The following is a 15,016-nucleotide window of genomic DNA, read 5'->3' as shown; positions in this document are numbered from 1 at the left end:
TATGAATATGAAATATACAATCACATCTCTCTTATTGTTTGTCCTGTTGACGGCAGGTTGTAATAATCAGCCACAGAATACACAGAACGATATTGCTACACCCGTGTCGGTAACGAAATTGAAGAAAGGTTCTATCAGCAAGCTGGTCAATACGACCGGTACGGCACAGCCTACCTATGGAGTAACGCTCAATTCCGAAATGAGTGGCTTGTACAAACTGCAAACCAATCCCCGTACAGGCAAGCCCTTTAAACTGGGAGATATCGTCTCCAAAGGACAACTGATCGTCCGCCTCGAAGACCGGGAATACGAAAACGGTATCGCTATCGATGCCAAAGAGTTGAGTCTTGAAATAGCCGAGCAGGAGCAAGTGAAGCAGAAAGCCTTGTATGAGAAAGGCGGTGTGACGCTTAGTGAAATGCGTAATACGGAGGTAAAAGTGACAAACGCCCGCTATGATTACGAGAACGGTAAGCTCAATTTGGAGAAGATGAATGTCAAAGCTCCTTTCGACGGTGTGATCGTGGATTTGCCCCATTATACGTCTGATGTCCGTATCGAACAAGGGAAACCGATAGTCGGTATCATGGACTATGCTCGTATGTACATGGATATCAATCTGCCGGAAAGTGCTATCGGGTATGTGAAAGCGGATCAGCCGGTCTATATCACCCATTATACGTTGCCCAAAGATACGATCCGAGGGGTGATTAGCGAATTGTCGCCTGCCATTAGTTCCGAAACCCGTACTTTCAAAGGGAAGATACTGATACAGAATGACGGTTTGAAACTCCGTCCCGGCATGTTTATCAAAGCTGATATCGTGGTGAATAAGGCGGACAGTGCTATCATCATACCGAAAGATGTGATTCAGTCCAACCGCCGTGTCAAATACGTTTATATCGTCGAGAAGAACACGGCCCTGCTTCGCGAGCTCAAGACCGGGCTGGAAGACGACAAAAACATCCAGATTCTGGAAGGGCTGAAAGAGAACGATAACTTGGTGGTGAAAGGTTTCGAGACATTAAAAGAGAATGCAAAGGTAAAAGTTCAGAAATGAAAAGTATTATCAAATTTGCGGTAAGCAATCCGGTCACAATTTGTATGTTGGTATTGGCGATCCTGCTGTTGGGCAAGATTTCCTATGACCAGTTGGCGGTTGACCTGTTGCCCGACCTGAATAATCCCCGTCTTTTTATCGAGTTGAAGGCAGGCGAACGTCCGCCGGAGGAGATTGAGAAGCAGTTTGTCAAGAACATGGAGTCGATGGCGATTCGGCAGAGTGACGTGATACAGGTTTCATCCGTGATTCGTGCCGGTTCCGCCCGCATTACGGTCGAGTACACTTGGAAGAAAGATATGGATGAGGCCTTTCTTGACTTGCAGAAAGCTATGAACCCTTTTGCCCAAAATAAAGATATCACCGAACTCAAGATCACGCAGCATGATCTGAATCAGTCTCCTGTCGTTCTGATTGGACTTTCGCACCGTAGTATTACCGATATGGCGGAGCTTCGGAAGGTGGCGGAGAGCTATATTCGTAACGAGTTGATCAGTCTGGAAGGGGTTGCGGATGTTACGTTGTCGGGCGATGAGGTTAGTACGCTAATGATCCGTACGGACCCTTATAAGCTGGATGCCTTTAAATTGACGATAAATGATTTGTCTTCCAAGATAGAGGCGAATAACCAAAGCGTTTCCGGCGGTCGTGTCAGCGAGTTGGGACTGCAATACTTGGTCAAGAGTTCGAGCTTGTTTGCGACGGAGAGTGATTTTGAGAATCTGATTGTCGGTTATAAGCCGGTTGCGGCCGAGGCTACGGCTTCGGGGACTTCCGGTGCGGTTTCCACATCGTCTATGGACAAAGCTCCGATATTCCTACGTGAAGTCGCTACTGTCAGCTTCGAGAATGATCGTCCGGAAAATATTGTCCGCATCAATGGCAAGCGCAGTATCGGATTGTCTGTTTACAAGGAAATGCGTTTCAATACGGTGAAGGTTGTCGATGGTGTGATCCGCCGGTTGGCGGTTATTGAGCAGGCGTTGCCCGGCTATCGTTTTCAGGTGATCACGAATCAGGGTACCTTTATCAAGAATGCAATAGGAGAGGTGAAGAGCAGCGCCGTCTTAGGGATTATCCTTGCGGTGGTGATCTTGTTCGTCTTCCTTCGCCGTTTGGGGACGACGTTGATTGTCAGCTTGGCTATCCCGATTTCCATTGTCGCAACTTTCAACTTGATGTTCTTTAATCATCTTACCCTCAATATCATGACGCTTGGTGGATTGGCGCTCGGAGCCGGTATGTTGGTGGATAATGCGATCGTAGTGATCGAAAGTATTTTCCGTAATCAGGAGAAAGGGATGACGATACGTGAAGCTGCCATAGCGGGAACCTCCGAAGTGGCCGGTGCGGTCATTGCCTCGACGTTGACGACGATCGTCGTCTTTCTGCCGATTGTCTATCTACATGGCGCTTCTGGAGAACTGTTTAAAGATCAGGCCTGGACGGTGACGTTCTCGTTGGTATCGTCGTTGTTTGTGGCGATCTTGGTGATCCCGATGTTGTATGACCGGATTACCGGACGGCAGGATCGTGGTGCTGGTGGTGGTACACGGGGGGGAAACGGCATCCGGATTACCGGTTACAGCCCCTTGTTGCGCACGCTGCTCCGCCGCCGTTGGGTGGTGATCGGCTGCGCTTTGATGTTGCTGGTGATAGCGGGGTTGTTGGTTCCCTTTATCGGTACGGAGTTTATGCCGAGAGCCGGGAGCAAGGCGTTCTCTGCCGTTATCAAGTTGCCGGAAGGGACTCCGTTGGAGCGTACCGCTTCGGCTGTCGGTAACCTGGAGGATTTGATGCACACCATCTCGCAAGACTCCCTGTGTACGATCTACAGCCATGTCGGATCGGGTAGCGGTTCGGAGAATGATATATTCGAAGGGGAGAATACGGCTGTCATGAAAGTGATCCTTTCGCCTTCCTGCCCCGTTCCGCCCGAAGAGGTGATGGCGCAGTTTGTACAGACTACCGAAGATACCGAAGGGTTAGAGGTCACCCTGAAGCAGGAAGAGAACTCCCTCAGCTCCCTTTTGGGAAGCGAAGGAGCCCCCATCGTGGTCGAGGTAAAAGGAGAGGAACTGGACGAAATAGCGTCTATCACGGAAGAAGTAAAAGGACGGATCACCGGTCTGCCGGGACTTTACAATGTCCAGTCGTCCGTTGAAGACGGTGCCCCGGAGGTAACGATTTCCGTCGACCGCACGGTTGCCGGCATTCATAATGTCAGCGTCTCGACCGTTATCGAACAGTTGAAGCAGCAGCTCGGCGGCCTCGAATCCGGCAAGATGGAGTACCGGGGAGAGATGCGGGATATCCTGATCAAGGTTCCCGATATCACCTTGCACGACCTCGGTGGACTGGTCATACGAAACGGTGAGAAAGAATTCCGCTTGCAGGAGATCGCAACGATCACCTGTTCGCAGGCTCCGAAAGAAATCTTCCGTCGTGGACAGAACCGCATCAGCAAGGTAACGGCCAATCTCGATGTTGGCTATTCGCTTGACAAGGTGGCGGACGAAATACGCTTTGCAGTGAAAGATATTGACTTGCCTGCCAACTATTTGATTACCGTTACCGGCGAGGAAGAGAAGCGCCAGGAGTCCATGAACAGCTTGATGTTTGCTTTGGCCCTTTCGGTGATCCTGGTCTATATGGTACTCGCTTCGCAGTTTGAGTCGCTGTTGCATCCCTTCACGATCTTGCTGACGATCCCGTTGGCGGTGGTAGGGGCGATTCTACTGTTCTTTCTGACGGGGACGACGATCAATATGATGGGAGTGATCGGCATCGTGATGCTGGTCGGTATTGCGGTGAACAACTCGATTATCCTAGTCGACCGTATCAACCAGTTGAAACAATCCGGCATGGAGCTGACGGATGCCATCGTGGAATCCGGCCAGCAACGTATTCGCCCGATCCTAATGACGACGCTCACGACGATCCTAGCTCTCCTGCCGATGACGTTCGGCTTCGGCGAAGGTGCTTCACTTCGTTCACCTATGGCGATCGCAGTGATCGGTGGGTTGGTGACTTCGACCGTCATGAGTCTGATGGTAATCCCGTGTGTATATTATGTATTTGAAAAAATGAAAAGGGGAAAATGAATTTTTTACTACATAGGAAGATTGCGATCTGTATGCTGTTCATAGCCTTGACAGGATTAGGCTACGTGTCGTACAAGCAGTTGCCGGTAGAACTGTTGCCTAATGCGGAGCTTCCGATGCTGTTTGTACAGGTCACCTCGGCACAGGATATGGATCCGTCGTATGTCGAGTCGGAAGTCGTGATCCCTATCGAAGGGGCTATTGGGACCATAGGTGGAGTAGAGCAAATCGAATCCCTGATCGATAGCCGCCAGTCTTCCATCAAGATTGACTTCAAGTCAAATATCAACTTCAAAATTACTGCCCTGAAGTTGCAGGAGAAGATTAACGAAATCGCCTCTTCTCTTCCCGAAGGCTTTACAGTACAGGTACAAAAGATCGATGTTTCGATGCTTGCCGGTGGCTTCATGTCGCTCCAGGTGCGTGGATCGGGTGGTACGGACCGGGTTCGTAACTTAGTGGAGAAAGAGATAAGGCCCGACCTGGAAAACATTGACGGCATCGCTTCCGTCAATATCTATGGTGGTCGCGAGAAGGCCATAGAGGTGCAACTCGATCCTGATGCCTGCAAAGCCCTCAATTTGACTCCTTCCGCTATTAGCAGCCTCTTAACACAGAATACGCAAGAGAAGGCGTTTGTCGGCTATGCCAGTGAGCCGGACGGGAAATACTTTGTCCATGTCAATTCTCCTTATACCGAAGTTTCCGACCTCGAAAACATCGTCGTTGCCTCTGGCCCCGTGTTGCTGAAAGACGTTGCCACCGTTTTCTTCGACATGAAAGAGGAGACAAGCTACAGTCGGGTCAATGGCAAAGATGCCGTTTCCGTTTCCCTGCTTGCTGACTCGCAGGCCAACTTGATCCAGCTTTCTCACCGTACGGTCGGAGTGATTGACCGTCTGAACGAGCAGCTTGCCCCGCTCGACCTCTCGATCGTCGTAGAGAATAACCAAGCGGAGACGATGGAGGATAACATTGACCAAATCATCCGCCTTGCGATCGTGGGTGGCCTACTTGCCGTCGTCATTCTCTGGCTTTTCCTGAAGAACCTACGGTTGGTGTTCTTCATCGCTCTGTCCATCCCGATTTCCGTTTATACGGCATTCAATTTCTTCTACGGGGCAGGGATTACGATCAACAGCCTTACGTTGGTTGGTATGGCGCTGGCGATTGGTATGCTGCTGGACAACAGTGTGGTGGTCTTGGAGAATATCTACCGCATCTCATCTACCGGCAATACACCCGAACGTTCCGTGACGCAAGGTACGCGCGAGGTCTGGCGCTCCATCCTTGCCGCTACCCTAACAACGGTTACGGTCTTCCTTCCATTCGTCTTTTCCGATAATTTTTTGATCAAGCTGATGGGACACCATATCGGCGTTTCCATCATCTCGACTCTCCTGATCTCTCTCGCTGTCGCCCTCCTTTTCATTCCGATGGCTACCTATACGGTACTGAGGAAGCCGGATAGGGGCACGGTCTTTTATGAAAAAGTGTCTGTCACGCAGCGGCCGGTACAAATCTATCTGGTGTTGTTGAAGACCTGCATGAGGAATCCCGGTGTGACGGTCTTTGGGGCCGTCATCCTGCTGTTCCTTTGCTTGATCCTTTCTGTCTCCCTGAATATCCAGGACCGAAAAGAGGTGGAGAGCGACCGTTTCAGCATCTATGTGACGATGCCGACCGGCAGCACGCTGGAGAATGCCGACCAGGTCGTTCGTGTCATCGAGGAACGCCTTGCCGGGTTTCCGGAGAAACAAGATCTGATCAGCCGTATCCGGGAAACGGACGCCGAGCTGACACTTGTTCTCAAAAAAGATTACCGCCAGATCGGGAAGCGCAGCATCACTGACATTAAATCCGATGTGCAAACTCGCCTCCGTACCATCAACGGCGCCGAAATATCACTTTCTGAAGCCGGAAGCGGTGGGAGCAGAGGGGGAGGCGGCTCCGGGGATATGATGGGTGGCATGGGGAGCTTCATGCGTCTTTTGGGTATCGGTGAGAACCGCGAACGCATTGTGATCAAAGGCTCTGATTTTGACCTTATGCAGCGGGTGGCGGAGGATTTCCGCTATTACCTCGACGAACAGGAGTTCATCCGCAATACCCGTGTCTCCTACAGTCGCCCGCAGCCGGAGATTCGTCTCGGTTTCGACCCGATCCTGCTGACCTCCTACGATATCTCTCGCCAGAACATAGCTTCCGGCCTCACGTCTCTGAACCCGGAGATTTCGTCCGGGACTTCTTTCAAGGTGGGGGAGGATACCTACGATATCATCATCCGTAACCGGACGGTAGAGGAGGAAGAGGCTGGCAAGAATCGGGACAAGACGGTGGACGACCTGCGCGAAGTGCATATACCAAGCGCTTCCGGCAGCCTGCACAGGCTGGAAGATATCGCCTCCGTCAATTATGGCCGCGGGCGTGCCCGTGTCACCCGTGTGAACCAGGACAAGCAGATTGAGTTGTTCTATTCTTTCTCGCGCGACGTTGAAGAGTCGAGAGACCTCCTCGAAGGCTACCGGTCGGATATCGACCAGTTGGTGTCGGGTTATAACCTGCCTTCGGGCGTGGCGGTCGAAGTGTTTCACGAGGAAGATATGTTTGCCGACTTCAAGTTTCTGCTGTTGGCTGCCTTTATCCTGATCTTTATGATCCTGGCTTCGGTGTTCGAGTCCTTTGTGACGCCGTTCGTCCTGCTGTTCTCCATCCCGCTGGCTGCGATCGGTTCGCTGCTGGCGTTGTTGCTGACGGGCAACAGCCTGCTGAACAATGCGAACGTGATGATCGGGTTTCTGATCCTACTGGGAGTAGTGGTGAACAATGGTATTATCCTGATCGATTATGCCAACATTCTCCGCCGGCGAGGTTATCGCCGCAACAGGGCGTTGATGACGGCTGGGCTGTCACGTATTCGCCCGATCCTAATTACTTCCATCACGACGATCGTAGCCATGTTGCCGATGGCGATGGGTAACTCTGAGTATGCCGGAGCGATCGGTGCACCGTTTGCCATTACTGTGATCGGCGGTCTTTCCTTCTCTGCATTGTTGACGCTGATCCTGATCCCTACCGTTTGTATGGGACTGGAAAACACGCTGCAATGGTACAAGGAGCTGTCCGCGAAAGTATGGGTTCTGCACGGTTTGCTCTTTATGGCAGGAGCCGGCTGTATCTGGTTTTATGGTGGTGGCCTCCTGTGGCAGTCCGTCTATGGGGTGTTGTTGTTGGCCGGTATTCCGGGAGTGACCTATTTTATGCAGACAAGTCTCCGCCGTGCCCGTTCGAAGGTGATCGATCCGGAGACGGACATCCATATATCCGTCCGCAACCTGGTGAAGATATACGACTGGCCGGGACGTGTCAGCCGCCAGTGGAAGAGTGGCCTGCTGATCCGTCGACGGTTAGGTTTGAAGAAAAACTACCTTATACCTGCCGGATTGCCGGATGACTGTCCCGTTCCCGTGCCTGACATGGGATCGCAAAAGATCAGTCCTGATACCTCCTCTGATTATGCGGATACCACTGGTGCTTCTGCGATCCCGCTTCAGACGCGAGAAAGAGGATTCTTTATGGAACTGGGCTGGCAGTTCGTCCTGTTAGGTTTCGGCGTCTGGTTCACCTGGTTCTTTGTCGGGAACAGGTTGTGGATATTTCTTCTCTCTTTCGCAGTCTACGCCGCAACGCTTTACCTGTGGCGCAAGGTACGTGAATATCTCTATGGACGGTTTGCAGGAAGCCGGACAGTGAAATACGTTAACCGGATCATCTTTTGGGGCCTTCCTCCACTGATCCTTTTTGGTCTGTTCCGCAAATTGGATAATCCGAACTTGGTGGGGACGATCGGGGTGTTGTGGGCGTTCTGCATAGCAATCTATGTGACTTCTGGCTATCTGTATGAGAAGGAAATCAATATCGAGCGTGTAAAAGGACGTTTCGCCGGGCTGCGTCGTTCGTGGTTCCGTATGGTGAAAAGTATTCCGCTGATCGGGAAACGTCGGCAGCCGTTCAAGGCACTCCGAGGCGTATCGTTCGAGATCCGTACAGGTATGTTCGGCCTCTTGGGACCGAACGGAGCAGGTAAGTCCACCCTGATGCGTATCATCTGCGGCATTTTGGAACAGAGCTACGGCAGTATCTGGATCAACGGACTGGATACGCGTGTCTACCGGGAGGAACTGCAGAGCCTGATCGGTTTCCTGCCACAGGAGTTCGGGACATACGAGAATATGTCATCTTGGGAATTTCTCGATTATCAGGCGATCTTGAAGGGCCTCGTCAATCCCGAGCTGCGCCGTGAGCGGTTGGAGTATGTCCTCCGCGCCGTCCATATGTTCGACCGTAAAGATGAGAAAATCGGTTCTTTCTCCGGCGGTATGAAACAACGTATCGGTATCGCTCTGATTCTGTTGCACCTGCCACGTATTTTAGTGGTAGACGAACCTACTGCCGGACTCGACCCGCGCGAACGCATCCGTTTCCGAAACCTGTTGGTGGAGTTGAGCAAGGATCGTATCGTGATCTTCTCTACTCATATCATCGAAGACATATCCAGTTCATGTAGCCAGGTGGTCGTGATCAACAAAGGCAGCCTAAAGTATTTTGGCGATCCGGTTGATATGGTCGGCATGGCGGCCGGAAAGGTCTGGCAGTTCGATATCGGTAAGACAGAATTTGAACAGGCATTGGATAAGTCCCGGATCGTCAACCATATCCAAAAAGACGACCGTATCCGGGTCCGTTACCTCTCGACCACCTCTCCGTATGATGGAGCGGTACAAGTGGAACCGAACTTGGAAGATGCTTATCTTTGCTTGTTGAAAGAACTTTAAAAAGTTATGATTTATAATTTATGATTTATGCGTCGATGATAAATCATAAATCATAAATCTCAAATCATAAATCATTATGACACTGAAACAATTCATATATCTCTTGCCTCGCTTGGTTAAATATAACCTGAAGATTATCTTTGCCGGGAAATTCATCTGGTTTCTCCTGGCGGCATTTCTGTTCTTTGCCTATTTCATGTTTCAGATTGCTTGGAGCCGATCGGAGGTCAATGAAGGGGTGGTCTACAACCTCCTGATGTTCCCCTGTGTCCTGTTGGTGTTCTATCCTGCTGTTTTTGGTATCCAGAACGATGAGGATAGCCGGATACTGGAAATCCTTTTCGGCATCCCCGACTATAAATATAAGGTATGGGGTGTCCGTCTACTGATGATCTACGTGGCGATCTTCGTGATCCTGATCGTCTTTTCCTGGTTGGCTACGCTCTTGCTTTATCCTGTCAACCTTCTTGAGATGTCGGCTCAGCTGATGTTCCCGATCCTTTTTTTCGGGAACCTCGCCTTCATGTTTTCCACCATTACCCGCAGTGGTAACGGAACTGCCGTTTTGATGATTATCATCGGCATCGCCCTGTTGATCTTCAGCAATACGCCTCTTATTGAGCGTTCTTTTTGGAATATCCTCCTCAATCCTTTCTCCATCCCCCGCAATTCCCTGCCGGTCATCTGGGAAAGCATCATCATCAAAAGTCGCATCTTCCTCCTGGTCGCCAGTACCATCTGGATGCTGATCGGGCTTCTGAACTTGCAGAAGAGGGAGAAGTTTGTTTGATTGCGAGCCCGGTGGAAACCTTTGATAGTCTACGTCATATAACGAACGATTTAGGGTATGTGTTATAGAAGAGATCGCTCTCTTCCTTGATGGGCACTTGATTGGGGTGAGCTATATGGAAGGTCAACGTGCCTATGTGAACGAGATTTCTTATTAATAAAAGTTTTCGGGAACAATAACTATTATACGATCATAAATGAAGTTATATTGTTTGAAAACAACATGTTAAGGTATGATGGTTTTAATTTTTAACTATTATTCATCATATACCATCATGATTTAAAACGAAAAATAGCTATAGATCAGTCAAATATCAAATTAAAGATCAGTATTCCTTAGATGGAAAATATGCTAAAGCCATTTATTTTGTCACATAATCAAGCCTTTTTGGGAAAACAATTTGAAAAGTTTCCTGAGACCCGGATGTCGGAGCTTTGAGATCCAGATGCTGGAAGGTGGGAGATCCGGATGTCAAGGAACTGTGACAGGGATGTCGGACTGCTTTTCTGCCTTGTTTGGAGGGATTTTATACTCTGTTTTTCTATTCGGGGAAATATTTCGTTTTTAACAAAAACTGCTTCTGTTTGTTCATATGTTTTTTGGGGGCATAATTCACATAAACAACATATTATTAATTAGGGATATTCAGTAAATGTCCCTAACTCCATTTTATAACACTGAATATTTATTCCCTTAAATATGCTGGCATAGTCCATATATAAAGCCCTTTAGCATATTTGCTGCCCCGAAAGTGACGAAGAACTAAAATAAATTAAAAAATCTATTTCAACACCTTGTCTATCCATGGCAACACCAATTCTACTTTAAAATAATGATTCTTTGGATCGACATTAACTACTTGGAAGAATGTATCCAGATCAATGCCCTCGGGTACTCGATCTATCTGCTGTCGGTCTTTCGGGTTGGCAAACTTCTTATAATGATAGAACGTAAAATTATCCGGTTTACCTACTATCCGATAGGCTTCCTTTATCAGCTCAAAGTCACGGTCAAGTCCTCCTTCGGTACAAATAACAGGGCGGGGAGCCAAGGCAGCGACCAAATCAGGAAAATCAAACTGTGTCAAGAAACCAGGTATCAAATGCTCGATAGAATTCGGAAAAGGTCGCCTCCCCTTCTCATCTGGTTTTGTCATCACCAAAATCCGTTCAAGTGTACGACACAGAAAATCGTTATATACAAAGGCATAGATAGACGGATCCAAAACTCCTAAGACCATCAACGGCTCGGTCCCCAAAGAAAAGCCACTGATAATGACTCGTTCTTTATCTATATAGCTCTGTGCTTTCATCCAGTTCAGAATATTCCAGTCTTGCCAAGCAGTCAGCCCTAGATAGCTCCATCCCACTTCCAATAAGATACGCGAAGTATTGAGATAATCGAAATACCCGTTGTCAGAAAGCTCGCCGCACGACGGGTTATCTACAGCAACCGCAACCAGACCTTTCTTTACATAACGCAAAGCCATCGCATTCTTTCGTACCGGCTTAACAGGCAACGATGTCAAACCGTAATCACCCTCCGTCTCACCCGCCAGTTCCTCTTTACTGCCACCAAAACCCGGTATACAAAGCACAGAAGGCACCTTATCCTGAGTAGTATCGATCCCGTTAGGTATCAATACCAGATAAGGAACAACACTTCCTGGCAACGGATAAGACTCCCATTTCTCCACCCGATAGCCATCCCTCTGTACCATTTTGATACGTACTGGGGCGGGCTGGTCTTTCACCTCCGGAAAACGTATCAATTCTTTCATAGTGGAACACAAGCCCAACTGCCATTTCTTAAACTCCGTCGCCGTAAATGCCGGATTGAAAGTAAACGCAGGTTTCTGCTTCAACATATATTGGACAGCTCCTCTTGAACTTGAGAAACGACCATCTTCACGATTTGCTGTTATCCTAAAAGAATTGTTGAGATCAGACGTTTGTCCCATTACCGGCAAGATCAACAGCAGAGTAAATAATGTATTAATTATTTTATACATGATATTCATTTAATTCAATTTCTATACGACCATCATATAAATATCACTGTTCTGTTGAAAACAAACGAACGATCAAATCGAAATTAGAATCACGGAAAGATGCCTCCCAGGGTGTCGTATTCGTTTGGTCATTACGCGACTGAAGCATTCCCACAGCCTTTTCTTTTTCTCCCCGATAAATAGCCGTACACCATTGGACTACACGATTTTCAGGGAAATCTGTGCTCCAAGCAGCTACCATATGATCTGCTTCCTGCACTTTTCCTGACTCGCGCAAAGCCAATGCACTTAACAGATTACCAGACTCAAAATGAGAACGGGATATCGTATAGTCGGCTACGGCAGCTAATAAAGCAGATGTTTTTCGGCTATCTCCCTGCCCTGCCGCTGCTTTTGCTTCCAAATAATCCTCCAGACGGTTGTCAATCATATTGTCGTATGGTTTTCCGACACCCAAATTCTCCGGCCATTCTTTTGATGTCTCCACACTCTTCACTACCTGTTTATAATTCTTATGGCTCAGTTGTTCCATTGCCCGGTACAAATTAGCCTCGCGATAAACAGCGCGTCCTGCATACGAACCTTCATTCGGAAGAACCTGCATCCGGCTCAACAGAGAGATACAAGGTTGATACTGGCCTGTCTCACATAAAGCCTTTGCATATTTCAAACCAATATAATAGTTCGACGGATACTTCTTCGTATACTTCTTTCCTGTCTCAACAGCTTTCTGCCACTGGTTATTGGCGACATAGTGGTTGATCAAAGCAAATCCGGTACGCCATGACATCTCGATCTGCTCTGCTTTCAACAGGTCAGCCAACCGGGATTCGCCCTCTTTTAAAGAGGCACGGCTTAAATAGAATGGTGCATAGTCGGCTTCACCACAATTCTCCAGCAGCTCCAACGCCTTTGCCTTATCCTGGTTAGCCCACCGGATCAAAGCTTCATAATAATCGATCTTCCAGTCCGGCTGTACCGTCTTCGCCCATTCCAACGCTTTTAAAGAAGAAGGACGGAAAGGAAATACCATTGCCGGAGAGAGAGCTCCGGCGCGTTGCAACATTCCGCGGCTTTCATCGTCGTTGCCAGCCTGATGCAATAAATAAGCCTGTTTGTAAAGAGCAATCGGATAGTTACCTGCACATGACAGGAGAGACAATGCTTCTTCTGTGCAACCGACCGATTCATACCATTCAGCCAGTTCCATATAGGTTTCGAAAGGTAGTTCGTTGCGAATCAACGACTGAAGATCATCGATAGGATGACCGGAGCCTTCCCCCTGGTAGAGCTGTTCAAAACGTGCTGCATGATACAGCGGGAGGTCTTCCAGCAACGGATCGATAAGCGCTTTAGCTTTCTCCGGCTGGTTCGTCTTACGATAAACCACCATTAAAACATGGTCAGCACTCAGATTCATTTGATTGAACTCTTTACTTCTCAAGGCATAATGTTCAGCCTTTGTCCAGTTCCTATCCATCAGGTACATTTCAGCTAATTTCTCATAGGCTGCACTACGGACTCCCGGAGAATAAGAAGCTACAGAAAAGCCGTCTTTGGCATCCGTATGATTTCCCAATGCCATGTTGCATAATCCATACAGATAGTTGACATCTCCATCGTACGTGTTAATGCTTAACGCTGTTTCACAACGGGCAAGCGCTTCGTCATAACGTCCCTGACGATAATAGAGGGAAGCCAGATCAGTCAGTGCAGGCACGAAATAAGGATCTTTTTCGAGGGAAGCCAGTAAAAACTTTTCTGCCTTGTCGAGTACTTTCTGATTCATCCATTGCTCTCCCTGCGTATAAAGACCATATGCCGAACTCCAGTCAAAATCGGCAGGCAGTTGTTTTGGGCGACTGGTGATGTTATCCGAAGGTACTTCCGAATACACCAACAAGTCTTCGCCTACCACGACTTTCAGTCGACCGGCGGCAACAGCCTTATTCAATGGGATAGAATCTTTCCAGGTTTCCAGTACACCGCAGTTCAACGGGATGGAGTTCATTTCCTTTTCTCCTTCATAGAGTTTTATGGTTGTAGATAATTTCTGCAAAGGAGAGAAATATAACTTCAGAAAGCCATCTTCCCTCAACACGTTAAGCGCTCCGATACGGCTCGCCTTTGAGACTCCTTTTATTCCTTTTACCGGAAACCAGTACTCAGTCCACCTGTCGGTCGCCTGTGGACCGAATGCCGTATGTTTATAAGGAGTTAAGCTACTATTGGAAGCCGGCTGGTTATACATGCGACCCGATTGCAGTTCGATATACTGCCCGTTCGTATCCGTCAACAAATCTTCCCAGATACCTCCCTCCCGGGAAAGTCCCCAAAGGAAAATTTTCATTCCCAGTTTCTCGTCATAATCCGCATGATGGATAGAGCCGAAATCGTTGTCGTGCCAGTAAGCACCGTAGAAATCGTTATACTTCCCTACAATATGATACGATTTGGAATTACCGAAGTCGTTCTTTTCATACCAGGAGATATCCCGGCCCTGTTCATCCAAAGGAAACGAATGGAGTTCGCCTCCGTGTCCGATATAATTGGTTCCGGGATAGCAGAACTCGACATTCCCCGCTGCCGGGTAGCCGGCATTCATCCATTGATAGTAAGGCTGGTCAATGGATGAACTGTTATGCCAGGTCGTTGTCGTCGTAAAGTAAGCCTTATCTTTCGGAAGATTCACCTCCACAGTCCACAGTGTCCGGGTAACCAGTTCATAGGAAGATACATAACAACTCACGCTTCCATCCGGTTTCTGTCGGGTCACATAGTCGACCGGCGTACTGGAAGTCGGTGCATGACCGATGATACCGAAGTTGAACTCGATACCGCCTGATGTCCACGGACCACGCATCGCAATATCACGGAATTTCACGACGTGGTTGTTGTAGATAAACTCCTTACCCGTCGTTTTATCTACGGCTCCCCAGATCTTTCCACCTATCTCGGGGAAGAGGGTCAGTTTGATATAATCATTTTCAAGAGAGACTACTTTCCATTGCCGGTCGGTTCCTTTAGCAGAAAAACCATCAAAACGGAAATAAGGATAAAACAGATCGGAGGGATCAGCCACCGGATCAGGATCAGAGAAAGGATAGGTTTTAACTGTCTCTACTGTCTCGGTTACAGTCGCTTGCTGTGCAAACAAGGGTTGCAACAAAGAGGTTGCACAAAGAAGGATGAGCATCTTTTTCATGGTAATTCATT

At 48.5% G+C, this 15,016-nt stretch carries 6 protein-coding genes; 4 read left to right on the top strand and 2 right to left on the bottom strand.

The features are described from left to right. The first annotated feature begins 1 nt into the window (after position 1). The 4 genes from KTG12_RS00340 (at position 2) to KTG12_RS00325 (ending at position 9,789) form a co-directional block, all read left to right on the top strand. The gene (locus KTG12_RS00340; protein ID WP_371744980.1) at positions 2–1,060 is read left to right on the top strand and encodes an efflux RND transporter periplasmic adaptor subunit; all 1,059 of its coding nucleotides are present in this window, start codon (positions 2–4) and stop codon (positions 1,058–1,060) included. Further along, the gene (locus KTG12_RS00335) at positions 1,057–4,164 is read left to right on the top strand and encodes an efflux RND transporter permease subunit (protein ID WP_138272589.1); all 3,108 of its coding nucleotides are present in this window, start codon (positions 1,057–1,059) and stop codon (positions 4,162–4,164) included. The genes KTG12_RS00340 and KTG12_RS00335 overlap by 4 nt, the downstream gene beginning before the upstream one ends. Further along, on the top strand, positions 4,161–8,999 hold the full coding sequence (locus KTG12_RS00330) for an efflux RND transporter permease subunit (protein ID WP_046452485.1): 4,839 nt from the start codon (positions 4,161–4,163) through the stop codon (positions 8,997–8,999). Before KTG12_RS00335 ends, KTG12_RS00330 begins: the two co-directional genes overlap by 4 nt. A 76-nt stretch (positions 9,000–9,075) precedes the next feature. Continuing rightward, positions 9,076–9,789: a hypothetical protein gene (locus tag KTG12_RS00325; protein ID WP_005639576.1), complete on the top strand. Its 714-nt coding sequence runs from the start codon at positions 9,076–9,078 to the stop codon at positions 9,787–9,789. Between the two features lie 781 nt (positions 9,790–10,570). Here KTG12_RS00325 and KTG12_RS00320 read toward each other — a convergent pair. Beyond that, positions 10,571–11,800 carry an alpha/beta hydrolase family protein gene (locus tag KTG12_RS00320; RefSeq protein WP_138272588.1) on the bottom strand — a complete coding sequence of 410 codons (1,230 nt, stop codon included), beginning with the start codon at positions 11,798–11,800 and terminating at the stop codon, positions 10,571–10,573. A 43-nt stretch (positions 11,801–11,843) separates the two neighbouring features. Next, positions 11,844–15,005, bottom strand: a complete 3,162-nt coding sequence (locus KTG12_RS00315) for a DUF5107 domain-containing protein (protein WP_122131166.1) — start codon at positions 15,003–15,005, stop codon at positions 11,844–11,846. Between the last annotated feature and the right edge of the window lie 11 nt (positions 15,006–15,016).

It is taken from the genome of Parabacteroides sp. MSK.9.14 (assembly GCF_019041495.1).
GTDB lineage: Bacteria > Bacteroidota > Bacteroidia > Bacteroidales > Tannerellaceae > Parabacteroides > Parabacteroides merdae.
This window is presented reverse-complemented; position numbering and strand designations above follow the sequence as displayed.